22 protein-coding genes are annotated in these 25,384 nt (G+C 67.5%); 9 read left to right on the forward strand and 13 right to left on the reverse strand.

Translation table 11 applies throughout. From position 1 onward, the window contains the following. Positions 1-42: 42 nt before the first annotated feature. Genes C1737_RS04190 through C1737_RS04200 form a run of 3 tightly spaced genes read left to right on the forward strand, consistent with a single transcriptional unit; the run spans position 43 to position 3,019 of the window. A complete protein-coding gene (locus tag C1737_RS04190; RefSeq protein WP_102417315.1) occupies positions 43-843 on the forward strand; it encodes a 3'(2'),5'-bisphosphate nucleotidase CysQ in 801 nt (266 codons plus the stop codon). Positions 844-867: 24 nt separating this feature from the next. Beyond that, on the forward strand, positions 868-2,103 hold the full coding sequence (mshC, locus tag C1737_RS04195; RefSeq protein ID WP_067924382.1) for a cysteine--1-D-myo-inosityl 2-amino-2-deoxy-alpha-D-glucopyranoside ligase: 1,236 nt from the start codon (positions 868-870) through the stop codon (positions 2,101-2,103). Positions 2,104-2,137: 34 nt separating this feature from the next. Further along, positions 2,138-3,019, forward strand: a complete 882-nt coding sequence (locus C1737_RS04200; RefSeq protein WP_102417316.1) for an SDR family oxidoreductase — start codon at positions 2,138-2,140, stop codon at positions 3,017-3,019. Here the strand turns inward: C1737_RS04200 and C1737_RS04205 are convergent. Beyond that, a complete protein-coding gene (locus C1737_RS04205; protein ID WP_197509260.1) occupies positions 3,016-3,906 on the reverse strand; it encodes a PAC2 family protein in 891 nt (296 codons plus the stop codon). The two genes, C1737_RS04200 and C1737_RS04205, sit on opposite strands and share 4 nt — an antisense overlap. A gap of 382 nt (positions 3,907-4,288) precedes the next feature. Between C1737_RS04205 and metH the strand changes: the two genes are divergently transcribed. After that, positions 4,289-8,098, forward strand: a complete 3,810-nt coding sequence (gene metH / locus C1737_RS04210; RefSeq protein ID WP_102417317.1) for a methionine synthase — start codon at positions 4,289-4,291, stop codon at positions 8,096-8,098. Positions 8,099-8,197: 99 nt separating this feature from the next. Here the strand turns inward: metH and C1737_RS04215 are convergent, their stop codons facing one another. Genes C1737_RS04215 through C1737_RS04260 form a run of 10 tightly spaced genes read right to left on the reverse strand, consistent with a single transcriptional unit; the run spans position 8,198 to position 18,760 of the window. Beyond that, complete coding sequence (locus C1737_RS04215) at positions 8,198-8,959, reverse strand: mannan-binding family protein (protein WP_082973152.1); 762 nt, start codon at positions 8,957-8,959, stop codon at positions 8,198-8,200. After that, positions 8,956-9,651 carry a tetratricopeptide repeat protein gene (locus C1737_RS04220; RefSeq protein WP_102417318.1) on the reverse strand — a complete coding sequence of 232 codons (696 nt, stop codon included), beginning with the start codon at positions 9,649-9,651 and terminating at the stop codon, positions 8,956-8,958. Before C1737_RS04220 ends, C1737_RS04215 begins: the two co-directional genes overlap by 4 nt. A gap of 31 nt (positions 9,652-9,682) precedes the next feature. After that, the gene (locus C1737_RS04225) at positions 9,683-10,942 is read right to left on the reverse strand and encodes an MlaD family protein (protein ID WP_102417319.1); all 1,260 of its coding nucleotides are present in this window, start codon (positions 10,940-10,942) and stop codon (positions 9,683-9,685) included. Continuing rightward, positions 10,939-12,198, reverse strand: a complete 1,260-nt coding sequence (locus C1737_RS04230) for an MlaD family protein (RefSeq protein WP_102417320.1) — start codon at positions 12,196-12,198, stop codon at positions 10,939-10,941. The genes C1737_RS04225 and C1737_RS04230 overlap by 4 nt, the downstream gene beginning before the upstream one ends. Further along, entirely contained in the window at positions 12,195-13,310 is a 1,116-nt protein-coding gene (locus C1737_RS04235; protein ID WP_102417321.1) for an MCE family protein, read from the reverse strand. The genes C1737_RS04230 and C1737_RS04235 overlap by 4 nt, the downstream gene beginning before the upstream one ends. Then, entirely contained in the window at positions 13,307-14,362 is a 1,056-nt protein-coding gene (locus C1737_RS04240) for an MlaD family protein (RefSeq protein ID WP_102417322.1), read from the reverse strand. The genes C1737_RS04235 and C1737_RS04240 overlap by 4 nt, the downstream gene beginning before the upstream one ends. Then, entirely contained in the window at positions 14,355-15,410 is a 1,056-nt protein-coding gene (locus C1737_RS04245) for an MlaD family protein (protein ID WP_102417323.1), read from the reverse strand. The genes C1737_RS04240 and C1737_RS04245 overlap by 8 nt, the downstream gene beginning before the upstream one ends. Continuing rightward, positions 15,407-17,044 carry an MlaD family protein gene (locus C1737_RS04250; RefSeq protein WP_102417324.1) on the reverse strand — a complete coding sequence of 546 codons (1,638 nt, stop codon included), beginning with the start codon at positions 17,042-17,044 and terminating at the stop codon, positions 15,407-15,409. The genes C1737_RS04245 and C1737_RS04250 overlap by 4 nt, the downstream gene beginning before the upstream one ends. Before the next feature lie 11 nt (positions 17,045-17,055). Beyond that, the gene (locus C1737_RS04255; protein WP_068099016.1) at positions 17,056-17,919 is read right to left on the reverse strand and encodes an ABC transporter permease; all 864 of its coding nucleotides are present in this window, start codon (positions 17,917-17,919) and stop codon (positions 17,056-17,058) included. Position 17,920: 1 nt separating this feature from the next. Continuing rightward, entirely contained in the window at positions 17,921-18,760 is an 840-nt protein-coding gene (locus C1737_RS04260) for an ABC transporter permease (protein ID WP_068099017.1), read from the reverse strand. A gap of 316 nt (positions 18,761-19,076) precedes the next feature. On the opposite strand from C1737_RS04260, the gene C1737_RS04265 reads away from it, so the two are divergent. From C1737_RS04265 to C1737_RS04285, 5 genes are all read left to right on the forward strand, one after another. After that, positions 19,077-19,691, forward strand: a complete 615-nt coding sequence (locus C1737_RS04265) for a TetR family transcriptional regulator (RefSeq protein ID WP_102417325.1) — start codon at positions 19,077-19,079, stop codon at positions 19,689-19,691. 44 nt (positions 19,692-19,735) lie between these two features. After that, positions 19,736-20,017 (forward strand): phosphoribosyl-ATP diphosphatase, encoded by a 282-nt coding sequence (locus C1737_RS04270; RefSeq protein WP_068099018.1) that lies wholly within the window; start codon positions 19,736-19,738, stop codon positions 20,015-20,017. Positions 20,018-20,019: 2 nt separating this feature from the next. Next, complete coding sequence (gene hisG / locus C1737_RS04275) at positions 20,020-20,877, forward strand: ATP phosphoribosyltransferase (protein ID WP_102417777.1); 858 nt, start codon at positions 20,020-20,022, stop codon at positions 20,875-20,877. Between the two features lie 115 nt (positions 20,878-20,992). After that, entirely contained in the window at positions 20,993-21,502 is a 510-nt protein-coding gene (locus C1737_RS04280) for a DUF4126 domain-containing protein (protein ID WP_067918380.1), read from the forward strand. A gap of 24 nt (positions 21,503-21,526) precedes the next feature. After that, positions 21,527-22,900 (forward strand): FAD-containing oxidoreductase, encoded by a 1,374-nt coding sequence (locus C1737_RS04285; RefSeq protein WP_102417326.1) that lies wholly within the window; start codon positions 21,527-21,529, stop codon positions 22,898-22,900. 20 nt (positions 22,901-22,920) lie between these two features. On the opposite strand, the gene C1737_RS04290 is transcribed toward C1737_RS04285, so the two are convergent. After that, the gene (locus C1737_RS04290; protein WP_102417327.1) at positions 22,921-24,216 is read right to left on the reverse strand and encodes a DEAD/DEAH box helicase; all 1,296 of its coding nucleotides are present in this window, start codon (positions 24,214-24,216) and stop codon (positions 22,921-22,923) included. 222 nt (positions 24,217-24,438) lie between these two features. Then, positions 24,439-25,332 (reverse strand): RecB family exonuclease, encoded by an 894-nt coding sequence (locus C1737_RS04295; RefSeq protein ID WP_102417779.1) that lies wholly within the window; start codon positions 25,330-25,332, stop codon positions 24,439-24,441. Positions 25,333-25,384 lie beyond the last annotated feature (52 nt).

The raw sequence follows: 25,384 nt of genomic DNA on the forward strand, positions 1-25,384 counted from the left end.
CACGTGTTTAAGCCCCGCACGGGCATCGGAGATACTGAGTCGGTGAGCCAGGGCCCGGACGAGCTGACCGATGCCGCACTGGCCGCCGAACTCGCCGCCGACGCGGGGGAGTTGCTGCTCAGGGTGCGTGACGAGATCGGCTTCGGTCATCCGTGGGAGCTGGGTGACGCCGGCGACACCCTGGCCAACGAGCTGATTCTGCGGCGGCTGCGCACCGAGCGCCCCGACGATGCGGTGCTCAGCGAGGAGGCCTACGACGACCTGGTCCGGCTCAAGCACGACCGGGTGTGGATCATCGATCCCCTGGACGGCACCCGCGAGTTCTCCACGCCGGGCCGCGACGACTGGGCGGTGCATATCGCGCTGTGGCAACGTCCCACCGGCGAGCCCACCAACGGCCGGCGGGAGATCACCGACGCGGCGGTGTCGCTGCCGGCCCGCGGGAACACGGTGTACCGCACCGACACCGTGACCGCCGACGCCGCGCGCGTCGGCATACCGCACACGTTCCGGATCGCCGTCAGCGCCACCCGGCCGCCCTTCGTGCTGCACCGGATGCGGCAGTCGCTCGCCATCCAGCCCGTGGCCATCGGTTCGGCAGGCGCCAAGGCGATGGCGATCATCGACGGCGACGTCGACGCCTACCTGCACGCGGGCGGCCAGTGGGAGTGGGACTCGGCGGCGCCGGCCGGGGTGGTGATGGCCGCGGGCATGCACGCGTCGCGGCTGGACGGCTCGCCCATGCGCTACAACCAGTTCGACCCGTACCTGCCCGACTTCGTGATGTGCCGCGCCGAGGTGGCGCCGATCCTGCTCGCGGCCATCCGCGACGCGTGGCGCTAACCGCGCGCGTTTAGAGTCGATGCCATGCAGTCGTGGGAGTTTCCACCGGTTCCGGTGTTACCGGGGCGTGGCCCCGAGCTTCGGCTGTATGACACCTCCGACCGGCAGGTGCGCCCGGTGGCGGCCGGATCGACCGCGACCATGTACGTCTGCGGCATCACGCCGTACGACTCCACCCACCTCGGCCACGCGGCCACCTATCTGACCTTCGACCTGGTCTACCGGCAGTGGCTGGACCTCGGCCACGACGTCCACTATGTGCAGAACGTCACCGACGTCGACGATCCGCTGTTCGAGCGCGCCGAGCGCGACGGCGTCGACTGGCGCGAACTCGGCGATCGCGAGGTTGCCCGCTTTCGCGCGGACATGGCGGCGCTGCGGGTCCTGCCGCCACGCGACTATGTCGCGGCCACCCAAGCGATCCCCGAGGTGATCGAGCTCGTCGAGAAGATGCTGGCCTCGGGCGCGGCGTACGTCGTCGACGGCGAGTACCCGGACGTGTACTACCGCGCGGACGCCACGCCTCAGTTCGGCTACGAGTCCGGCTACGACCGCGAAACCATGCTGCGACTGTTCGAGCAGCGCGGCGGCGATCCGCACCGGCCCGGCAAGACCGACGAGCTGGACGCGTTGCTGTGGCGGGCGGCGCGGCCGGGGGAGCCGAGCTGGCCGTCGCCGTTCGGGGCCGGGCGGCCCGGCTGGCACGTCGAGTGCGCCGCGATCGCGCTCAGCCGCATCGGCAGCGGACTGGACATCCAGGGCGGCGGCAGCGACCTGATCTTCCCGCATCACGAGTTCACCGCCGCCCACGCCGAATGCGTCCGGGGCGAGCGACGATTCGCCCGGCACTACGTGCACGCGGGCATGATCGGCTGGGACGGGCACAAGATGTCCAAGAGCCGGGGGAACCTGGTGCTGGTGTCGACGTTGCGGGCGCAGGGCGTCGAGCCGGCCGCGATCCGGCTGGGCCTCCTATCGGGGCACTACCGCGCGGACCGGTTCTGGAGCTCCGACGTGCTCGACGAGGCAAACTCCCGGCTGCGGCGTTGGCGCACGGCCACCGAGCTGCCCGCGGGCCCGGACGCCGCCGACGTCATCGCCCGCGTCCGCCAGTACCTGGCCGACGACCTGAACACTCCCAAAGCCCTTGCTGCGCTTGATGGTTGGGCCACCGATGCGCTTGAATACGGCGGTCATGACACCGAGGCGCCGAAGCTGGTGGCCACCGCGATCGATGCGCTGCTCGGGGTGGAGCTGTGAACACGCCAGCTGTGAAGGCGGTACGTTGACGGCCATGACGTCGCTGCAGGACAAAGTTGTTTTCATCACCGGCGGTGCCCGGGGAATCGGCGCCGAGGTCGCCCGTCGGCTGCGCAACAAGGGTGCCAAGCTCGTGCTGACCGACCTCAACGACGCCGAGCTGAGCGCGCTGGCCGCCGAACTCGGCGAGGAGCACGTGCTGACCGCCGTCGCCGACGTGCGCGACCTGCCGGCCATGGAGGCCGCCGCCGCTCGGGCCGTCGAACGCTTCGGCGGCATCGACGTGGTGGTGGCCAACGCCGGCATCGCCAGTTACGGGTCGGTGCTGCGAGTCGACCCGGAGGCGTTCAAGCGGGTGATGGACATCAACGTGCTCGGCGTCTTCCATACCGTGCGCGCCACGCTGCCCGCTGTGATCGAGAGCCGCGGCTACGTGCTGGTCGTCTCGTCGCTCGCCGCCTACGCCGCTTGTCCGGGCCTCGCGCCCTACAACGCGTCGAAGGCCGGCGTCGAGATCTTCGCCAACGCCTTGCGCCTGGAGGTCGCCCATCGCGGCGTCGACGTCGGCTCGTCGCACATGTCCTGGATCGACACCGCGCTGGTCCGCGACAGCGAGGCCGACCTTCCCGCCTTCGGCAAGCTGCTGGCCAGCTTCCCGTGGCCGTTGAACAAGACCACCACCGTCGCGAGATGCGCGGACGCGTTCGTCAAGGGCATCGAGGGCCGCCGGAAACGCGTTTACTGCCCGGGCTGGGTCGCCTTCTTCCGCTGGATCAAGCCGGTGCTGTCCACCCCGGCCGGGGAGCTACCGCTGCACAAACCCACGGCGGAGCTGCTGCCCCAACTGGACGCCCAAGTGGCCGCGCTCGGCCGGTCCACCAGCGCCTACAACCAGGGCTTGGGCAAAAAGGTTTAGCGCCCGAAGCCGGGCCGCCGGCGGCGCAGGTAGCGCTCGAATTCCGCCGCCAGCGCGTCGCCGTCGATCTTGCCCAGGGCATCGTTCATGTCGACCTCGGCGTCGCCGCGCTGTTCCAGCGACGACACGTATTCGGCCAGGTCCTCGTCCTCGGCGGCCATCTCGGTGATCGCCTGCTCCCACTCCTCGGCATCCGTCGGCAGGTCGCCCAGCGGAACCTCGATGTCGAGCACATCCTCGACGCGGCGCAGCAGCGCCACGGTCGCCTTCGGGTTCGGCGGCTGCGACACGTAGTGGGGCACCGCCGCCCAGAACGTCACCGCCGGGATCCCGGCGGCCACGCAGGCGTCCTGGAAGACCCCGGCGATGCCGGTCGGGCCCTCGTAGCGGCTTTCCTCGAGGCCGAAGCGTTTCGCCGACTCGGGGCTGTACGCGGCACCGGAGACGGGAACCGGCCGGGTATGGGGCGTGTCGGCGAGCAGGGCGCCCAGGATGACCACGGTGTCCACATTGAGTTTGTCGGCGATGGCGACCAGCTCGGCGCAGAAGGTGCGCCAGCGCATGTTGGGTTCCACGCCGTGCATCAGCACCACGTCACGGTCGCTGCCCGGCGGCCGGCAGTGCGAGATCCGCATGGCCGGCCATACCAGCTCCCGGGTGACACCGTCGACCTGCCGGATCACCGGGCGATTCACCTGGTAGTCGTAGTACGCCTCGTCGTCGATCTCCAGGATTGGATCGGCTTCCCAGATGGCCTCGAGGTGCTCGAGCGCGTCGCTGGCCGCGTCGCCGGCGTCGTTCCAACCCTCGAACGCCGCCACGACGATGGTGTTGTGCAGTTCGGGCAGTGCGCCTTTTCCAAAGGGTGGGCCATCGGGCGGGGTCACAGAAATCAGCGTACGGCCTCAGACGCCGGAGTTCGGCCTTGCCTGGCAAGGACCTGTCAACCAGTGGGCGCATTCCATAGGACGACTATCCTTGTGGGGGACCGCCGACCTGACCCCGGACGACGTCGATGACCGGAACGGGCGCGGTCGGAACGAAATACTTCGGTTTCACACTGGTTAACCTTGGTAACTACCACGTCGCCGAGATCGTCGCCGAGATAATCGTGCCACCGATCGCGGCGATGAGTTGGGCGTCCAGACGTCGCTCGGGTGACGACGTAGACTTTTCTGGTCGAGAGGCGTTGCAACGGATACGGGTCCCCGCCGGTATCCGCCACGCTCGGCAGAGTCAAGGACGCCTTCCGTAACGGAAGGAACGTATGTGAACGCCCCCGCAAATGCCCCGGCGCCGAACACCTCTGAGTCAGGGACCTTCGTGCCGAACATCCGCCCGGACTGCACCGATGAGCTCAAGGCCGCGCTGCGCCGGCGGATCATGGTGATCGACGGCGCGATGGGCACGGCGATCCAGCGTGACCGACCTGACGAGGCCGGCTACCGCGGGGATCGGTTCACGGAGTGGCCGACCGCGCTGCAGGGCAACAACGACCTGCTCAACCTGACTCAGCCGCAGATCATCGAGGGGATCCACCGGGAGTATCTCGAGGCGGGCGCCGACATCCTGGAGACCAACACGTTCAACGCGAACGCGATCTCGCTCGCCGATTACGAGATGCAGGAGCTGGCCTACGAGCTGAATTACGCCGGCGCCGCCCTGGCGCGGGCGGCCGCCGACGAGTACAGCACCCCGGACAAGCCCCGCTACGTCGCCGGCGCGATCGGGCCGACCACGCGGACCGCGTCGATCTCGCCCGACGTCAACGACCCCGGGGCCCGCAACGTCTCCTACGACCAGCTGGTCGCCGCCTACCTCGAAGCCGCCAACGGCCTGGTCGACGGCGGTGCCGACCTCCTGATCGTCGAGACGATCTTCGACTCGCTCAACGCCAAGGCGGCGGTGTTCGCCGTCGAGACGCTCTTCGAGGAGCGCGGACGTCGCTGGCCGGTGATCATTTCGGGCACCATCACCGACGCGTCCGGGCGGACGTTGTCCGGTCAGGTCACCGAGGCGTTCTGGAACTCGATCCGGCACGCGAAGCCGATCGCGGTCGGCCTCAACTGCGCGCTGGGCGCGCCCGAGATGAGGCCCTACATCGCCGAGATGTCGCGGATCGCGGACACCTTCGTCTCCTGCTATCCCAACGCCGGCCTGCCCAACGCCTTCGGCGAATACGACGAGGACCCGGAGCGCCAGGCGAGCTACATCGCCGACTTCGCCGAGGCCGGCCTGGTCAACCTGGTCGGTGGCTGCTGTGGGACGGCGCCGCCGCACATCGCCGAGATCGCCAAGGTCGTCGAGGGCAAGCCGCCGCGCGAGGTCCCGAAAATCGAGGTGGCCACCCGGCTGTCGGGCCTCGAACCGCTCAACATCACCGACGATTCCCTGTTCGTGAACATCGGCGAGCGCACCAACATCACCGGCTCCGCCCGGTTCCGCAACCTGATCAAGGCCGAGGACTACGACAGCGCGCTGTCGGTCGCCCTGCAGCAGGTCGAGGTCGGTGCGCAGGTCATCGACATCAACATGGACGAGGGCATGATCGACGGCGTCGCCGCGATGGACCGGTTCACCAAGCTGGTCGCGGCCGAGCCGGACATCAGCCGCGTCCCGGTGATGATCGACTCCTCCAAGTGGGAGGTCATCGAGGCGGGCCTGAAGAACGTGCAGGGCAAGCCGATCGTCAACTCGATCTCTCTGAAGGAGGGCGAGGAGAAGTTCGTCCGCGAGGCACGGCTGTGCCGCAAGTACGGCGCCGCCGTCGTCGTGATGGCCTTCGACGAGCAGGGGCAGGCCGACAACCTGGAGCGCCGCAAACAGATCTGCGGTCGCGCCTACCGGATCCTGACCGAAGGGGTCGGCTTCCCGCCCGAGGACATCATCTTCGACCCGAACTGCTTCGCGCTGGCGACCGGTATCGAGGAGCACGCGACCTACGGGATCGACTTCATCGAGGCTTGCGCCTGGATCAAGGAGAACCTCCCAGGGGTGCACATCTCCGGTGGCATCTCGAACGTGTCGTTCTCATTCCGGGGCAACAATCCCGTCCGCGAGGCGATCCACGCGGTGTTCCTGTACCACGCCATCAAGGCCGGCCTGGACATGGGCATCGTCAACGCCGGCGCGCTGGTGCCCTACGACTCGATCGACCCCGAGCTTCGCGACCGCATCGAGGACGTCGTCCTGAACCGTCGCGAGGACGCGGCCGAACGCCTCCTGGAGATCGCCGAAAGGTTCAACAGCAAGGAAGACGCCGGCGACACGGCGGTGGCCGAGTGGCGGAGCCTCCCGGTCCGCGAGCGGATCACGCACGCCTTGGTCAAGGGGATCGACGCCCACGTCGACGCCGACACCGAGGAGTTGCGGGCCGAGATCGCCGCCGCGGGCGGCCGCCCGATCGAGGTGATCGAGGGCCCGCTGATGGACGGCATGAACGTCGTCGGTGACCTTTTCGGCTCGGGCAAGATGTTCCTGCCCCAGGTCGTGAAGTCGGCCCGGGTGATGAAGAAGGCCGTCGCGTACCTGCTGCCGTTCATCGAGGAGGAGAAGGAGCAGAACGGCACCTCCCAAACTGGGGCGGCGGCGAAGGACACCAACGGCACGATCATCATGGCGACCGTGAAGGGCGACGTTCACGACATCGGCAAGAACATCGTCGGGGTCGTGTTGCAGTGCAACAACTTCGAAGTGATCGACCTCGGGGTGATGGTGCCCGCCCAGAAGATCCTGGACGCTGCCAAGGAGCACGACGCCGACATCATCGGGTTGTCGGGACTGATCACCCCATCCCTGGACGAGATGGCCAACTTCGCCGTCGAGATGGAACGCGAGGGGCTTCAGATCCCGCTGCTGATCGGCGGCGCCACCACCTCGCGCGCCCACACGGCCGTGAAGATCTCGCCGCGCCGTAGCGGCCCGGTCGTGTGGGTCAAGGACGCCTCCCGCTCGGTGCCGGTCGCCGCCGCGCTGCTCGACGACAAGCAGCGGGGTCCCCTGCTGGAGGCCACCGAGGCCGACTACGCCTCCCTGCGCGAACGGCACGCCCAGAAGAACGAGCGGCCGATGCTGACGCTGGAGAAGGCCCGCGCGAACCGGACGCCGATCGAGTGGAACGGCTACACGCCGCCGGCGCCGGCCCAGGGCGTTGGTGTTGGGGAAGGCGTGCGGGAGTTCCTGGACTACGATCTCGCCGAGCTGCGCGAGTACATCGACTGGCAGCCGTTCTTCAACGCCTGGGAGATGAAGGGTCGCTTCCCGGACATCCTCAACAACCCCGCGTCGGGCGAGGCCGCGCGCAAGCTGTACGACGACGCGCAGCAGATGCTCGACACCCTGATCAAGGAGAAGTGGCTGACCGCCAACGGGGTGATCGGCTTCTTCCCGGCGAACGCGGTCGGCTCGGGGATTGAAGACATCGAGCTCTACACCGACGACACCCGTACCGAGGTGCTGACCACGTTGCACAACCTGCGTCAGCAGGGCGAGCACCGTGACGGCATCCCGAACCGGTCGTTGGGCGATTACATCGCGCCCAAGGCCACCGGTCTGGCCGACTACGTCGGCGCCTTCGCGGTCACCGCGGGGCTCGGCAGCCAGGAGAAGATCGCGGAGTTCAAGGCGGCCCTGGACGACTACAGCGCGATCCTGCTGGAGTCGATCGCCGACCGGCTGGCAGAGGCCTTCGCCGAACGGATGCACCAACGGGTCCGCAAGGAGTTCTGGGGATTCCAGCCCGACGAGCAGTTGGACAACGAGGCGCTCATCGATGAGAAGTACGTGGGAGTCCGCCCGGCCCCGGGCTACCCCGCCTGCCCGGATCACACCGAGAAGGTGACGCTCTGGAAGTTGATGGACGTCAAGGAGCGGACCGGCATCGAGTTGACCGAGTCGATGGCGATGTGGCCCGGCGCTGCCGTCAGCGGCTGGTATTTTTCGCACCCGCAGTCGCAGTACTTCGTGATCGGCCGGATGGCCCAGGACCAGGTCGCCGACTACGCGAGGCGCAAGGGCTGGACTCTGCAGGAAGCCGAGCGCTGGCTCGCCCCGAACCTCGGCTACAACCCCGAGGATTGATTGCCCACCCAGTGACCGCGAGCGACCGTGTTTGCACGACGACACGCCGTCCCGCGTGGCAGTTTGCGGTCGCTCGCGCGCCTGGTGCGGGGCTAGAGGCTAGATCCGCAGCACGGGCGCCAGGGCGGACAGCGGGATGTGCGCTTGCACCGTGCCGCCGTCCATGAACCATTGCATGACACCCGGGGTGAAGTTGAGCGGCTCGTCGTGGCCCACCGGGTAGTCGGGCATGTACAGGATCAGCTCGTCGGGCGTCACCGCCCACGCCTTGTACGCCCCGGAGTAGACCTTGTCCGGAGTCCAGCGGTCGACCGTGAAGGGGTAGGTCCCCGGGTCGTGTGGCGGTGGCGCTTGGTTGAGCGCCGTTTCGATGAACGGTTGCGCCAGTGGGGGAATGGCGGTCAGCGGGTTTGACGTCGTCAGGTCCGCCAGCTGCACCCGCCGGCCACTGGCCATGTCGAAGGTGAAGGTCCGGTAGGCGTTGTTGGGCTTCGGTCCGTCGGCGTGGTAGTCCTCGTGGAACACCGCGCTGAGCAGGTTGCCGTGGCGGAACACCTCGAAGTTCTCCTCGCCGTAGCTGTCGGCGGCCATGGCGCCGTTGGCCGTTTTCCAATTGTTGACCAGGGTGCGCAGGTAGTCCCGGATCACCGGGCCCGTGGTCGGATTGTCGACCAGGTCGTCGGGCACGGCGACCTTGATGTCCCGGACGGCCTTGCGCTCCGACGTCACGGAGGTGTGGCAGTACTGGCCGTCCCAGTCGCCGCCGAGCTCGCCACAGAAGGACGGGGCGGACGCGTGCGCGGTGCCGGGAAGCGTTGCAGCGGCAATCATTACCGATGCCGCGAGCATTCGTCGCATCACAGTAGCTGGACCTTGCTTGCCCGCCAGCGACCGTCGACCTTCTCCATCGTCATCTTGATCCTGCTGCGGTCGATGCGCGGGTCGGGAGCGGCCGTGTTGGTGACGGTCTGGTCGATGAAGACCAGCACGACGACCTTGTTCGTGGATTCGGACTGGATCGCCGAGTCCACCACCACGCCGTGCGCGGTCGCCTTGTTGTCGATCAGCAGCTGGCGAAGCTTGACGCTGGACTGGGTGTACATGTCCTTGAACTCGCCCGTCGCGCCGTCGAGCACCTGCCTGAAGTTGTCGTCGACCTTGTTGGAGTCGATGCTCGTCAGCACCTGCGCATAGGCGATCGCCGCCTGTTGGGCCTGATCGCCGGCCAATCTGACCTGATGCTCCTGCCAGAGCCGCCAGCCGAGGAATCCCGAAACGGCAAGCGCCGCAACGAGAAGCGCCGGCAGCACGCTGCGACGCAGATAGTGCTTCCAAGGTTGCCTGCGGCGCTCGGCCACAGGGGGCTTGCGTTTGAGCAGCGCACCCTCGTCTTCGTCGGTTGATTCGTCGGCGCGCACCTCGTCCACGTCTTCGATTGCGACGTCTTCCATTGCGACGTCTTCGATTGCGTTGTCCGGTGTTTCGGCGTCCGGCGCGGCTTCGGCATGCGCCTTGGCCTTCGGGTTCTTCTCGGTGGTCACGATCACGGTCATCTCCTAGGGTTCGGGTCGGCTGGTCTACGGCTCAGTGCGGCGGCTCGATCGGCAGTGCCGGGCCGCCGTAGGGGGTGGGAATGGTGTAGCGGCCCCGCGGGGTCGGATCGGTGCGCTGGCCCAGGTCCGCCCCCGGTGGCGGGCCGGCGGTATCGTCGCCGCCCGGCCGCGGCGCGTTCTTGGCGCCGCGGATCGAGACGGCGGGGTCGTCGTCGCGGCAGTACGTGTACATGAACGGCTCGTAATAGTCGGCGGCGGACGAGGCGTGCGCGGGTGTCCCGTAGTCGCACACGTAGCGGGGGTAGAGGTCGGCCGTCGCCCAGACACCGCCGTCGTGAAAGGCGCTCGTCACCGCGTCCAGTACCGACCCGCGGTAGTCGGGGAACAGCGCGTTGAGCGCGGGGACCCGTAGATAGAGCAGCTGCGACATGGTGGCCATGCTGCCCAGCAACTGCACCATCGTGTCCGAATTGTCGGCGAACAGATTGTCGACTGCCGAAAGTGTGCGCGGCGTCTGCCCGGTCAGACGGCGGTAGCCGGCCTGCATCCTGGCCACACCGGTCAGCGTCTTGTTGAGTTCGGTTGCCGCAGCGCCCAACCCGGCGTTCTTGTCGCTTGCCAAGGTGAGCACCACCCGGCTGGTCTTGATGATGCTGGTGGTCTGCGGCAGCACCGAATCCAGCGTCGAGAGCAGGAACGTGCCGCCGTCGACGATCGTGGTCAGCTTCGCGGGCCCCTCCTTGCTCAGGCTCAATTCCCTCTTGATCAACTCGATCTTGTGGGGATCGACCTGCGCCAGCAGCCCGTCGGCGTCGCCGAGCAACTGCGCCAGGCTTACCGGGACGGTCGTGCGGTCCGAGGTGATGAGGCTGCCGTCGTGCAGGTACGGCCCGGCGTCGGAGGCGGCCTCGAAGTTGATGTACTGCTCACCCGCGGGCGACAGCGCCGACACGTGCACCACGCTGCTCGCCGGGATCCGCACCTTCGACGTGATGCTGGCGACGGCGTTCACCCCGGTGTCGGTGATCTGCAGCGACTCCACCCGGCCTATGCGCACTCCGCGCAGGGCGACATCCTGATTGGGCAGCAGGCCACCGGAATCCGGCAATTGCACGGTGACCCGGTAGGACGAGGCGAACGGCTTCACCCGCAACGCACCGACAAGCAAGTAGGCGGTTGCAACGACCAGGATGAGCGCCAGTCCGGCCACCGACAGCCAGACCTGTTGCCGGTGACCGGTGCGGACCACGCGGACAACGAAATTCGCGACGTTGTCGATGACGCGGATCACGGTTGTGGTCCCGGTTGTGGTGGCGGCTGTGGTCCCGGTTGCGGTCCCGGCGCGGGCTCCGGCGGCGGGCCGGGGGCCACGTCGATCTGGCCCGGGATGTTCGGGTCCGGAATGACGGGAACCTGCGGCGAGTTCGGCCCCCGCCCGACCACGCGTTCCTGTAGCCGCCACAGGGTGTACTTGAGGGTGCCGACGAGCAGGTTGACGTTGTAGTGGTGGGGTCCGTGCAGCCCGATGTCGCCGGGGAACCCGATGTCGGGCAGCGATCCGAGCATGATCTTGTCCACACCCACGTTCACCGAGATCGAGTTCCCCGCAGTCGATTTGACCAACGCGGGGATCAGCCGGTTTATCGACAGCCAGCTGGTGTCCGGGCTCATCGCGACGTCGTTGGCGGCCCCGGCGACGGTGTTCAGATCGCGGATGATGCTGCGGCCGCTGGTGTCGGTCCCGCCGATCGACGGGAACCTGGCCAGCAACCTGGAGGTGTCGCCCACCTGCACCGCCAGGTCGGAGAGCTGGGTGGTGTTGTCGGCCAGGGCCGAGGTGGCGGGGCCGGCCGCGACCACCAGGTCGGTGATGGTCTGGTTCTTGGCGTCGAGTTGGTCGGCCAGCTGGGACAATTGGGTCAATGCGGCCGAGATCTGATCGGACCGGGAATCCAGCCTGCCGAGCAGCTCGTTGGACTTGCGGATCATGTCGCCGAACGCCTGGCCCTGGTCACCGGTGGCCTTGCCGAAGCCGTTGATGATGTTGGTGAAATTGCGTACCGCCCCGCCGTTCACCAGAATCGCCGCCGAACTCAGCACCGACTCGACGGTTGCGGCGGCGGCCGTGGAATCCAGGCCGATGGTGTCGCCGTCCTTCAACAGGGGGCCGTCCGCTTCGCCTGGGGGTTCGCCTGGGGCCGGCGGCTTCAGCGCGACGAACACGTCGCCCAGCGGTGTCGCGGTGCGCAATTCGGCCGTGCTGCCCCGGGGCAGTTGCACCCCGTCCCGGATACGCAGCCGCGTCACCGCGGTGTAGTTGCGCGCGACCATCGATTCGAGCTGCCCGACGTCGGCGCCGCCGAGCTTCACCTTGGCGTTCATCGGCAGGTTGAGCGCGTTGGAGAAAACCGCGTTCAGCGAGTACCCTCCCGAACCCAGCCCTGGCGCCGGAAGGGGCAGGCTGGCAAGCCCGTTCGTGGCACATCCCGCGGTCACCATCGCCGCGGCCGCGGCCGCCAGCACACCGCGCGCGCCCGCGCTCCTCATTTCTGCCCCATTGCGGCCATGCCGTCGAGCACATAGGTCAACCCGAAGTCGGGGCCGAAGTCCTGGATGGTCCCCGTGCTGCAGCCCAGCTGACGAAGCCCCATCAGGTTGCAGATCTCCTTGGTGTACTGGCTGTCGAAGAGCAACCGATCGGTGAGGAAGCGGGCCCGCACGCTGCCGTTCGCCCGATCGATCATGTTGTAGGCGTTGTCGGCCACCAGCGGCGCCAGGTCCAGGAGCTCGGCGAGGTCGCGCCGCTGGTCGGTCACCATCTTCAGGGTGGTGTTGCCGCTCAGCGCGGCCTGCTTGATGTTGTCGCGGTTGGCGTCGAGCAGGTCACCCGCCCGTTGGATCAGCTGGTCGAGTCTGCGTCCGGTGCTGCCGTTGCCGATGTCCTCGTCGGCCATTATCTGGCTGACCTGGTGGATGGTCGAGGCGAATTCGCGCAACTTGGCGTCATTGGCGGTGACGGCGTCGAACAGGGTGCTGATGTTTCTGACGATCGTGGTGATCTGCTCGCGGGTCGTCGCGCCGCGGTCACTGGACAGGCGCAGCGCCTTGGACAGCTCGCCCAGCGCCGCCTTGATCTTTTCGCCGTTGCCGTTGACCACTTCGGCGCCGCCATTGAGCACGTCGGCGATCGGGCCGCCGCCGTGGCCGTCCCCCTCGAGCGACTTGGTCACCTTGTCCAAAACGTTGAGGACACTGCTGAATTCGACGGGCGTCTTGGTCCGTGGCAAGCCGATGGTGTCGTGGTTCTGCAGAGTCGGCCCACCGCGGTAGGGCGGCGTGAGTTCGATCTGCCGGTCGGTGAGGATGGAGGTCGACACCGTGACGGCCTGCACCGTGGCGGGAACCTTGACGTGGCGGTCGACGGTGAACTCGACTTCGACATAGCCGCCCTTGGCGTTGATCTTGGTGACCTTGCCGACCGGCATGCCCAGCACCGCCACCGCGTTGCCCTCGTAAAGGCCGGAGGCACTGTCGAATTGGGCGGTCACGGCGATCGTGTCCTCGTCGGAACTCAGGTACCACCAACCGATTCCGACCGTCGCGGCGAGGACCGCGACCGCGGCGACGAGGGTCAGCGCCTTGGCGCCGAGCCCCCTCACTTGCAGTCCTTGAAGTACTCGATCATGCCGAACTGCTTGGCACGGCCACTGATCGCGCACATCCACGAGTCGATCAACGGAACGTTGGGGGCGTTGAAGTTGATCGCGTTGCCGTCGCCCGTGAGGTTGGCGGCCTCGCGGAAGAAGATCGGGCTGGTTTGCAGCATGCTGTGCAGCAGGTCGTCGTGTTGAGCCATCAAATTGGTGAAGTCGCGCATGTCCTTGATCAATGCGTCCAGCCCCGACCGGTCGTTGACCACGACCTGGCTCATCGTGTCGATCAGGCTCGAGAGCGATTGCATCATCGCGTGGAAAATGGCGCGCCGCGCGACGAATTGGCCCAGCAGGTCCTGGCCCTGGTCGACCAGGTTGCCGATGCCGGCCTGCTGGCGCCGCAGCGTGTTGGTCACCTGCTCGGTGCTGCGCAGCAGCTGTCCCAGTTGGTCGCGCCGCACGGCGATGATCGACGAGAGGGTGTTGATATTCGAAATGGCCTGGGGCACAACTGCGGGCAGGCCCTCGAGTTGCTTGCCGAGCACCGCGAGCGACTGGGCGAACCGGTCGGAGTCGACCTGCTCGAACGTGGTGGTGGCGTCCTGCAACGCGGCTTGCAGGTCGTAGGGCACCTCGGTGTGCGCCAGGTCGAAGGTGTTGTCGGGCAGGTGCGCAGGGCCGCCGGGTTCCAGCGCCAGGTAGCGCGAACCGAGGATGGTGGTGACCTTGATCTGGGCCCGGGAATCCTTGCCCAGCGCGATGTTGTCCCGGATCTTCAGGCCCGCCTCGACGTGGTCTCCGACGAGTTTCATGCTGGTGACGTTGCCCACCGGGATGCCCGCGACCACGATCGGGTTGCCCGCCCGCAGCGAGGCCGCCTGCAGGAATTCCGCGGTGTAGTGCCGGTATCCGGCGCCGAGCGCGTGCACGAGCAGCATGACCCCGATGAGGACCGCGACCACCGCGACGGCGATGAACCCGAGCCACGTCTTGTGGTAGCTCTCCAGCGGACGCTTTCTCATCCCCGAAAGTCGAAGCCGGACGGACGTTTCAGCCATCGGCCGTGCTCCTGCACCTCGGGGTGTGCCAGGCCTTGTTGCCCGGTGTGGCGGCGTTGACGATGATCGGTACGACGTCGTTGAGCCCGGGGAAGAACCCCATGAAGTTCACGTCGCACACGTAGGCGTTGCCGTAGGCGCCCTGGTTGCCGACCCGGGTCAGCCCTTTGAGCAGCAGCGGAATGTTGTCGCCGAAGAATGCCACCTGCGGTTCGACGTCCATGATGTGCTTGGTGACACCGGGCTGGCGGTCGATGAATTCGCGCAGTGCCGGGTACACGTCCGCCGCCGACGTCGAGAGCCGGCCGGTCACCCGCGCGAGCGAACCCACCGAGGCGACCAGGTTCGGGCGCCGCGCGTCGAGCTCGCCGACGATGCTGCGGGTCTGGGTGATGACTCCGTCGAGATCGTCGTTCTGCCGGGCCAGGTTGCCCATCACCTTGTCGAGGTTGGTGATCACATTGCCCAGGGCCTGATCCCTGCCCGCGAATGTCTCTGTGAGGGTGGAGGTCTGGCCGACCAGCGTGGCCAGTGACGACGTGTCGCCCTGCAGCGAGGCGATGATGCCCTTGGTGAGGTTGTCCGCGTCGTGGGGGTTCAGCAGGCTGAACAACGGTTCGTAGCCGTTGAGCAGCGTGGTCACGTCGAAGGAGGGTTCGGTGCGTTCCAGTGGGATGGTGCTGCCCGGCGGGAGCAGCTCCCGACCGCCCTCGTTGCCCAGAGACAGTCCGAGGTAACGCTGGCCGACGATGTTCTGGTAGGTGACCGACGCCTCGGTGTTCCCGAACAACCGCTGCTCTTGCTGCACCACGAACGAGACCTTCGCGAGGTTGCCCTCGAGCTCGATCTTTTCGACTCGACCCACGCGCACCCCGGCCATCCGGACGTCGTCGCCTTCGCGAAGCCCGTAGACGTCGCTGAACACAGCCGAATACCTGGCGGTGTTGCCGGCCACGTCGCGGCGCAGGCTCACATACACCAGCCACGTCAGCGTCAAGGAGACGACCATGAACAGCGTCAGGGCAACGAGCGGGCCGCGGAACCTCACTTCGCCTCCCCGGGGGGCTGAGCCGGTGGGTGCGCCAGTGACACTGTCGTGCCGCGGGCGACCGGACCCAGCAGCAGCTCGGTGGCTTCGGTCGCGGGCGCGCCGGTGATCACGCCTAACACGTTTCGTTCGTATTGGCTCCCAACGGGGCCCACGTTCCCCCCGAAAGAGGCCTGGGGGATCCACGGCGCCTTGGGGGCCACCGGTGCGACCCACGGTTCGTGTGGTTGCGGTGTCGCGGGCGCGCCGGGTGAGGGGTTGTCGGGGTTCGCGCTGCCGGGGACGGGCGGTGACGGCGTGACCCCGGCGGGCAGCGGGGGATTGGGGTCGGACAGGTTGGGGTTCGGGTTGATCAGCGGTGGGCCCACGGCCGGGGGATTGGGGTCGGACAGGTTGGGGTTCGGGTTGATCAGCGGTGGGCCCACGGCCACCAGGTTGCCGTCCGGGCCTATCACGGTGCCCGGGGGCGGCGCGAGATCCTTGGGCGGCTGATAGTTCTGCGGCAGCAGCACGTCGGGCAGATCGGGCCGCACCGGAATCAGCGGCGCGGTGAAGCAGCTGGGCCCCTTCAACTCCCCGTAATGAGGACAGTCGGCACGTGTGTAGGTAGAGCTGGGCGTGAAGGTCAGCATCGCGCGCATGTTGCCGAGATTGGTCCGGGGGTTCCAGACCTGCTCCATGAACTGGTTGGCCAGGTTGTCCAATTTGACGACGGCGGGCACGAAGTTGTTCGACTTCTGCGCCAGCACGCCGATGACCGGCGTGAAATCGGTGGTGATCTGGATGAGTTGGTCGATGTGATTGCCGAACGATTGCCGCGTCGTGCCGACCGTGTAGTCGGCGCCCGAGAGCAGCGAGGCCAGCTGGCCACGGGTCTCGGCGAAGGTTTGCATCGGCTCGACGGCATGGTGCAGTGCGTCGAGAAGGTCGGGGGCCGTCTGCGCGAGACCACGCGTCGCATCCAGGAGCGCGGACACCGTCGAGGGGCCGGTGTCGGTGCTGACAATCGAATTGAGCTGGTCGAGAAGGCGATTCAGTTGTGCACCCGCGTTGAGCAGGCTGACGCGGCGGTGGTCGGTGGCGGCACCGAGCGCGGCCAGGATCCCCACGGACCTGTCGTCGCGTCCGCGCCCCGCCGCGGCGAGCACGTCGCGCAACTTGCTGACGGTCGTCTGGAAGAGAACGGTCGGAAGCCGGTTGTCCTCCGGGATGTGCGCGCCGTCGCGGATCTTCTCGCCCGGGCCCTGCTGGTTTGGGGAGCCCACCAACTGCACCGACGACACGGCGAACACGTTGCTGGGCACCACGCGCGCGGTCACGGTGGCCGGAATCGATTCAGCGTATTCATGTTTCAGGTCGATGTGGACGTAGTTGGGTTTGCCGTGCGCCGCGGGGACCACGCCATCGACCATGCCGACGAGGACGCCGTGGTACTTGACGTCGGACTTCTGCGGAAGTCCGTCGCCGACGTTCACCAGATCCGCGACCACCCGCACGTAATCGTTGAGCCGGCCCGTCGATTTGACCAGCATCGCGGTGGTGACCAGGGCGCTGACCACCAGGACCGCGATGCCTATGCCGAACAGCTGCCGGTCGGACGGGCCGCGACCGTCCAGCTCAAAGGAATTGGGCATGTTCCACCGACCTAGCCGCCGAATCTCGCGCCCGAGTCCACGCCCCACAGCGCCATGGTGAGCAGCATGTTCACGATGATCACGACGGTGATGCTGGCCCGCATGCCGTGTCCCGCGGCGACGCCGACGCCCTCGGGGCCGCCGCCCGCGTAGTAGCCGTAGTAGCACTGGATCGTGGACGCGATCCAGACGAAGATGACGGCCTTGATCAACGAGTAGACGATGTCCTGCCCGGCCAGCATCAGCGTGAAGTAGTGCAGGTAGGAACCGGTCGAACCGCCACTGCTGATTCCCACCACCACTTGTGTGCTCAGGTAGCCGATCGCCAGGCAGGCGGCGTACAGCGGGACGATCGCCACCACCGAAGCGATCAACCGGGTGGTCACCAGGTAGGGGATCGGGCGGATCGCAATCGATTCCATGGCATCGATCTCCTCGGCGATGCGCATGGATCCCAGCTGGGCGGTGAAGCGGCAGCCGCCTTGCATGGCGAAGGCCAGCGAGGCCATCAAGGGCGCCAGCTCGCGGGTATTGACCAACGAGGACACGAATCCGGTCGCGGGCCCGAGGCCGAGCAGATCCAGGAAGTTGTAGCCCTCGATGCCGACCAGCGCACCGACCGTCATGCCGAGCACCACGGCCACACCGGCGGTGCCGCCGCCCACCACGATCGAGCCGTTGCCCCAGGTGATGTTCGACAACAGCCGCAAGAACTCGCCGCGGTACTGGCGCAGCGCGAGCGGGACGGCGACCAGCGCGCGCACGAAGAAGACCAGCAGATGGCCGAGCCGGATGACCGGTACCTTCCCCCGCCGGTAGAGCCGGACGAGCGGGACCGAAATCGGTGCGAACGGCTGATACGCGGAGGCGGTCACGTCACAGCCCCGTCCTGGGCGACAACATGATGTAGAGCTGACTGATCGCGACGTTGACGATCATCAGCAGCAGGATCGCCTCGACCACCGCCGCGTTCACCGAGTTCGCCACGCCCGTCGGTCCGCCCTTGGTGGACAAGCCTTTCTGGCTCGACACGATGGCCACGATGGCGCCGAACACGATCGCCTTCACGAGCGCCAAGATCATGTCGCCGGTCGTCGCGAACGACGCGAACGTCGACACGAAGCTGCCCGGCGCGCCGTTCTGGAAGTACACGTTGAACATGTAGCTCGCGAAGAATCCGGCGAAGCACACGACGCCGGTGAGGGCCACGCCGATCATCACCGCCGCGGCGAGGCGGGGGACGACCAGACGGCGGATCACCGAGACGCCCATCACCTCCATCGCGTCGGTTTCCTCGCGCATCGTTCGCGAACCCAGGTCGGCGGTGATCGCCGAACCGACGGCCGACGCCATGAGCACCGCGGCCACCAGCGACGCACCCTGTCGAATGACGGCGAGCCCGCTGGCGGCCCCGGCCAGCGACGTGGCCCCGACCTGGCCGGCCAGCAGCGCGAACTGGATGGAGAGGGTGACGCTGATCGGCAGGGACACCAGGATCGTCGGCAGCACGGCGGTGCCCGCCATGAACGCGCCCTGCCGGACGAACTCCTGCCACTGGAAACGCCCGGTCATCAGGTCGAAGAAGAAGTACTGAACGGTGCGCACACCCAAGATGAACTGTTCGCCGACCGTCGTCAGCGAGGCGATCGGGTGACGTCTGACGTACCCGACCGACCAGTCCCGAACGGCGGCGACGCCATCGACTTGTGTCGTCATAGTGGCGTGAGCTGGACGCCAGCCAGCAAACTCATGGCACGGGCCATGGCGTATCGGCTACCGTTTTCATCGGCCCTCTTCCCACCCCTTGAATCCCTGAGTGCCGAGCAGACGACTTCGGGCGCCTTTGACGCGGATTGACGCGCATCCTTATTAAAATAGTGTCAACAGGCCCCAAGAATCCGCAGTTCATCGGTGTGTGCTGCATCACATTAGCGTACTTGATAGGGACTTTCAATAGTGTAGAGTCACTCATCTGAGTTCGTCGTTGGACGGCACCGTAGGGTTTCAATGTCGGATTGACGAAGGTGATGGCATGCCGTCAGCAAACACTGGCTCGCTGCGGGATCGCCGCCGTGCCGCGTTGCTCTCCCAGATCCAGCAGACCGCGCACCGGCTTTTCGCCGAGCGCGGCTTCGAGGCGGTGACGACGGAGGACATCGCGGCGGCCGCCGGGATTTCCATCAGCACCTATTTCCGGTATGCGCCGACCAAGGAAGGCCTGCTGGTCGATCCGGTCCGGGAGGCGGCCGCCGAGATCGTCGGTTCCTACAGCGCGCGGCCCCCACACGAGTCGCCGGTCGAGGCGCTGATTCAGCTGTTCGTCACGCACGCCAGAGATGTCAGCGAGGTCGACGACCTCGATCCGTGGCGACACGCCGTCGCGACGGCGCCCCACCTGTTGAGCAAGTCCGTGCTAGTCAGCGAGGCCGACCACCGCGGTCTGATCGAGCAGGTCGCACACCGGATGGATGTCGATGCGGCGGTCGACATCCGGCCCGCGCTATTGGTCCACACGAGTTTGGCCACAGTCAAATTCGTTCTCGATGGGTGGCTGAGCGGGGATATCCCCGCGAGCCCACCGTTTCACGCCCAACGGGAAGAGGCGTTGCGGATCACGCTCGCCGGATTCGCCTGCCCGGACGGCTAAAACCCGCGCGGGAGTGAAACCGCCGTGACTTTGCTCGCCACCGCGTGAAACAATCGCTGGCCGTGAAGACGTTCGAGGATCTGTTCGCCGAACTCGGTGAGCGTGCGCGCACGCGGCCGGCCGGCAGCGCGACGGTCGCGGCGCTGGACGGCGGCATACACGGGCTGGGCAAGAAGATCCTGGAGGAGGCCGGCGAGGTGTGGCTGGCCGCCGAGCACGAGCCTGACGAGGCGCTCGCCGAGGAGATCAGCCAGTTGCTCTACTGGATGCAGGTGCTGATGATCGCGCGTGGCCTGTCCCTCGACGACGTGTACCGGAAGCTGTGACCATGCTGCGCGTTGCGGTTCCCAACAAGGGCACGCTGAGCGAGCCGGCCAGCGAGATTCTCTCGGAGGCGGGCTACCGGCGCCGCACCGATTCCAAGGACCTCACCGTCATCGACCCGGTGAACCAGGTCGAGTTCTTCTTCCTGCGGCCCAAAGACATTGCGATCTATGTGGGTTCGGGGCAGCTGGACTTCGGCATCACCGGGCGGGATCTGGTCCGCGACTCGGACGCGTCCGTGCGCGAACGCCTGGCGCTGGGTTTCGGGTCGTCGAGTTTCCGGTATGCCGGACCGGCCGGGCGTGACTGGACGACGGCCGATCTGGCCGGCAAGCGGATCGCCACCGCTTACCCGAATCTGGTCCGAAAAGACTTGGCGGAACGGGGCATTGAGGCCACCGTCATCAGGCTCGACGGGGCGGTGGAGATTTCGGTGCAGCTAGGGGTGGCCGACGCCATCGCCGACGTGGTCGGCTCCGGCCGTACCCTGAGCCTGCACGACCTGGTGGCCTTCGGCGACCCGCTGTGCGACTCGGAGGCGGTGCTGATCGAACGCGCCGATCCGGACGGCCAGGACGGGACGCGGGCGGCGCGCGATCAACTGGTGGCGCGGATCCAGGGCGTGGTGTTCGGGCAGCAGTATCTGATGCTCGACTATGACTGCCCGCGGTCCGTGCTCGACAGGGCCACGTCGATCACGCCCGGGCTGGAGTCGCCGACCATCGCGCCGCTGGCCGACCCGGATTGGGTCGCCATCCGCGCGCTGGTGCCGCGTCGGGGTGTCAACGAGATCATGGATGAGCTGGCCGCCATCGGCGCCAAAGCGATTCTGGCGTCCGACATCAGGTTCTGCCGGTTCTGACCGCACGGGTGCGGTGCCCGCGGTTGTGTTAGCGTCCGCCTAGGGCTGCTTGCCCGTGTCACGCCCATGGGCCGTCATCCCTAACGTTGCCGGGTCGTTCCCCAGGAGGGTCTTCGTGACACATGCGCTTATTCTGCTGCTGGCTTTGCTGATCGGTGTCGTCGCCGGGCTGCGCTCGCTGACGGCTCCCGCCGTGGTCGCCTGGGCCGCCTACCTGGGCTGGATCGACCTGCACGGCACGTGGGCCTCCTGGATGGCCAACATCATCACCGTCGTCGTGTTCAGCGTTCTGGCCGTCGGGGAACTGGTCAACGACAAGCTGCCCAAGACCCCGGCCCGCACGGCGCCACCGATCTTCGCCGCCCGGATCGTCATGGGTGGGTTGGCGGGCGCGGCCCTGGGCGCCTGGCCGCACTGGACCTTCTCCGCGCTGGGTGCGGGCGTGATCGGCGCGGTGCTCGGCACCCTCGGCGGCTACCAGGCACGCAAGCGGCTGGCCGCGGTGGCCGGGAAGGACCTGCCCATCGCGCTGCTGGAGGACGCGGTTGCGATCGTCGGCGGACTCGCCATCGCCGCGGTGACGGGGCACGTGCTGACCGAATACCTGCTGTCGGCCGTTAAGTGACGGCCCTTAAGTGACGGCCCTTAAGTGACAAGGCATTTCGACGCGATCATCGTCGGCGCCGGTCAGGCCGGCCCACCGCTGGCGGGGCGACTGACCGCTGCCGGGCAGCGGGTCGCGCTGGTGGAGCGCAAACTGATCGGCGGCACCTGCGTAAACACCGGATGCATCCCGACGAAGACGCTGGTGGCCAGCGCGCACGCCGCTCACCTGGCCCGCCGCGGGGCCGATTACGGCGTGGCGACCGGGCCGGTCAGCGTCGACATGGCGAAAGTCAAGGCGCGCAAAGACGAAATCATGCTGGGCGACCGCAAGGGTGTCGAGGACTGGCTGGCGGGCATGGACGGCTGCACCGTCTTTCGCGGGCACGCCCGGTTCGAGGATCCGCACACCCTCAGCGTGGACGGCGACCTGCTGCGCGCCGACCGCATCTTCCTCAACGTCGGTGGCCGCGCCGTGGTCCCCGACATTCCGGGGCTGTCCGACGTGGAGTTCCTCACCAACGTCTCGATTCTCGAATTGGACGCGCTGCCGGCCCATCTGGTCATCCTCGGCGGCAGCTACATCGCGCTGGAGTTCGCGCAGATGTACCGGCGCTTCGGGGCCCGGGTGACGGTGGTCGAGAGGGGTGCGCGCCTGGCGTCGCGGGAAGACGAGGACGTGTCCGCCACCGTCCGGGACATCCTGGAGGACGAGGGCATCGACGTCGTCGTCGGCGCCGATGACGTGCGAATCAACAAGAACGACAGCGGGTTCGAGCTCACGCCGCGCGCGGGCGCCGTCCCCATCGTCGGGAGTCACCTGCTACTGGCCGTGGGCCGGCGGCCCAACACCGACGACTTGGGGCTGGAAGCTGCCGGCGTGCAAACCGACGCCCGTGGCTACATCGTGGTCGACGACCAACTCAAGACGAACGTCGAGCACATTTGGGCGATGGGGGACTGCAACGGTAAGGGGGCCTTCACCCACACCTCCTACAACGATTTCGAGATCGTTGCCGCCAACCTGCTCGACGGCGACCCGCGGCGCGTGAGCGACCGCATCACCACCTATGCGCTCTACATCGACCCACCGCTGGGGCGCGCGGGCATGACCGTCGACCAAGTCCGCGCATCCGGCCGCAAGGCGCTGGTTGGTAAGCGGCCCATGACACGAGTCGGCCGGGCGGTGGAAAAGGGTGAGACGCAAGGCTTCATGAAGGTCGTGGTCGATGCCGACACGCGGGAGATCCTGGGAGCGGCCATCTTCGGCGTCGGTGGTGACGAGGCGATTCACGCCATCCTGGACGTCATGTCGGCGAAGGCGCCCTACACGACGCTGGCGCGGACCATGCACATCCATCCCACCGTCAGCGAACTCGTTCCCACCATGCTGCAGGAGATGACACCGCTAGGGGACTAGTGGCGATCGCCACCGTCAATCTAGCGCGCGGTGGGTGCGGGCCGACGGGACCGGCGTCGCCTGCTGCGCCCCGCCGTCGGACCGTGGGGTGCAACCGGGGTCGGACCGGACCGACGCGCCGCCACCGGCACGGGCGCGACGGCCTCGCGGGGCGCGGGCCGGCCGGCCAGGTTGTGGATGACGGGGGAGGCCGCGGTGACCTGCTGGGGGACGGCGCGAATGGCCGCCTTGCGCATCATCGATTCGGTGTCGCGGCGTTGCTCGGGCAGCGCGATGGTGACCACGTCACCGGAGGCGCCGGCCCGGGCCGTGCGGCCGGATCGATGCAGGTAAGCCTTGTGCTCCGCGGGCGGGTCGACGTGGACCACCAGCTCGACGTTGTCCACGTGTACACCGCGTGCGGCGATGTCGGTCGCCACCAGCACCCGGGCGTGACCCGCCGCGAACGCCGCCAGGTTGCGGTCGCGCACCGACTGGGACAGGTTGCCGTGCAGCTCGACCGACGCGATACCCGACTGGGTGAGCTGGCGGGCCAGCTTCCGCGCCTGGTGCTTGGTCCGCATGAAGAGGATTCGCCGGGATTCCCCTGCGGCCAGCCGGTGCACCAAATCCCTTTTCGCCTGCGGCCCGTCGACGCAGAACAGGTGGTGCGTCATGGCGGGAGTCACGGACTTCGGTTCGGCGATCGATCGGGTCACCGGGTCGGTGAGGAATCGCTTCACCAGGGTGTCGACCGCCGCGTCGAGTGTGGCCGAGAAGAGCATCCGCTGTCCCTTCGCGGGGGTGGCCGCCAGGATGCGGGTGACGGTGGGCAGGAAGCCCAGATCGGCGAGGTGGTCGGCCTCGTCGATGACCGTCACCTGCACCGCGTCCAAACTGACGAGGCGTTGCTTCATCAGATCCTCGAGCCTCCCGGGGCAGGCGACGACGATATCGATTCCCGACTTGAGCGCGGCGACCTGCCTGTGTTGCGGCACCCCGCCGAAGATCGTGACCACGCGCAGACCCCGTACCGCGGCAAGCGGCTCGATGGTCGCGGCGATCTGCGTCGCCAGTTCCCGGGTGGGCGCCAACACCAGCCCGGTCGGCCTGGCCGGGCGCCGATTTCCGGCGTCGAGCCGGCTCACCAGCGGAATCGAGAATGCGAGCGTCTTGCCGCTGCCGGTCTTGCCGCGGCCCAACACGTCACGGCCTGCCAGCGTGTCCGGCAGTGTCTCGATCTGGATGGGAAACGGCCGGTGGGCGCCGCGCTTGGCGAGCGCGTCAATCAACGGCTGGCTCACCCCGAGGTGAGCAAAAGTGGTGTCTTCAAGCATGTTTCATTGTCCCTAAGCATCGGTGGTAGCGAGATTGCCTTGCTGGCAACATCGATCGCCGCGACTCGAGGCTGTGCGGTGCGCACCTGGTCATCTCGGACTCGGCGCCCCGCGGGGATCTGAGAAGAAATAACGAATCGATCACGACGTGCTGGCAAGCCGTTTGGCGGCCAACGTTGACAAGAGCCTACCGCATGCGCAGCCCGGGCGCTTCACGGGCGGTCAAACCGCTGGGAGCAGGTGTCCCGCCGCGGGCTCTGGCCGGTGCGAAACCCCTTGCGAGCGTGCATGATCCGGCCAGCCGGGGTAGGCCGGCGGTGTACCACCGAACAGCGGGCAATGCTGCCGGTGGGGGCACCAGTCGCACAGCCGCGACTGGCTGGGGCGGAAATCGCCCGTCTGGCCCGCGGATTGGATGGCGCGCCAGATCGCCATCAGGGTTTTCTCGAAGCGCACTAACTCGTCGTGGTCCGGCGAGTAATCCAACACCTGCCCGTCGGCAAGATAGATCAGTCGCAGCCGGGTGGGCGGCACGCCGCGCGTGCGCAGCAGGGCCACCGCATAGAACTTCATCTGGAACATCGCCTTGAACTCCGCCAGGGCCCGCGCGGCCGGCGGCGCCTTGCCGGTCTTGTAGTCGACCACGCGCAGCTCCCCGGTAGCGGCGACGTCGATCCTGTCGATGAATCCGCGCAGCAGCGTGCCGTCGGCGAGCTCGACCTCCACGCGCTCCTCGCAGCATTGCGGATCGAAGCGGGTCGGGTCCTCGAGCCGGTAGTAGCCGGACAGCAGCGCGCGTGCCTCGGCCAGCAGCTGGCCCCGCTGCTCGGGATCGAACTCACCGGCCAGGTCGGGCGCCGAGGCGATCACGTGGTCCCAGGCCGGTTCGAGCAGCGACAGGGCGGTGTCGGGATCGCGCTGCGCGGCGGGCAGCCCATAGAGGTGCTGCAGGGCGGCATGCACCACCGAGCCGCGCAGCTGGGCGGCCGACGGCGCCTCGGGCAAGCGGTCGATCGCGCGAAACCGGTACAGCAACGGGCACTGCTTGAAGTCGGCCGCCCGCGACGGCGACAGCGCCGGTCTCGACCGCACGCTCTCCTGCAGTTGGTCGGTCATGCCCGCAGCGTAGAACCGGGTGCCGACAACCCCGGGCACCGCCCGCGGCGAG

Source organism: Mycobacterium sp. 4858 (assembly GCF_900240975.1).
Classification (GTDB): Bacteria; Actinomycetota; Actinomycetes; order Mycobacteriales; family Mycobacteriaceae; genus Mycobacterium.

What these genes read in the sequence shown, in the direction of transcription:
- C1737_RS04200 (WP_102417316.1), top strand. Translation starts at nt 2,138, where the DNA reads ATGACGTCGCTGCAGGACAAAGTTGTTTTCATCACCGGCGGTGCCCGG.
- C1737_RS04220 (WP_102417318.1), bottom strand. Translation starts at nt 9,651, where the DNA reads ATGACCGTGATCGTGACCACCGAGAAGAACCCGAAGGCCAAGGCGCAT.
- C1737_RS04265 (WP_102417325.1), top strand. Translation starts at nt 19,077, where the DNA reads ATGCCGTCAGCAAACACTGGCTCGCTGCGGGATCGCCGCCGTGCCGCG.
- C1737_RS04230 (WP_102417320.1), bottom strand. Translation starts at nt 12,198, where the DNA reads ATGAGGAGCGCGGGCGCGCGCGGTGTGCTGGCGGCCGCGGCCGCGGCG.
- C1737_RS04250 (WP_102417324.1), bottom strand. Translation starts at nt 17,044, where the DNA reads ATGCCCAATTCCTTTGAGCTGGACGGTCGCGGCCCGTCCGACCGGCAG.
- C1737_RS04240 (WP_102417322.1), bottom strand. Translation starts at nt 14,362, where the DNA reads ATGGCTGAAACGTCCGTCCGGCTTCGACTTTCGGGGATGAGAAAGCGT.
- C1737_RS04290 (WP_102417327.1), bottom strand. Translation starts at nt 24,216, where the DNA reads ATGCTTGAAGACACCACTTTTGCTCACCTCGGGGTGAGCCAGCCGTTG.
- C1737_RS04260 (WP_068099017.1), bottom strand. Translation starts at nt 18,760, where the DNA reads ATGACGACACAAGTCGATGGCGTCGCCGCCGTTCGGGACTGGTCGGTC.
- hisG (WP_102417777.1), top strand. Translation starts at nt 20,020, where the DNA reads ATGCTGCGCGTTGCGGTTCCCAACAAGGGCACGCTGAGCGAGCCGGCC.
- C1737_RS04295 (WP_102417779.1), bottom strand. Translation starts at nt 25,332, where the DNA reads ATGACCGACCAACTGCAGGAGAGCGTGCGGTCGAGACCGGCGCTGTCG.
- mshC (WP_067924382.1), top strand. Translation starts at nt 868, where the DNA reads ATGCAGTCGTGGGAGTTTCCACCGGTTCCGGTGTTACCGGGGCGTGGC.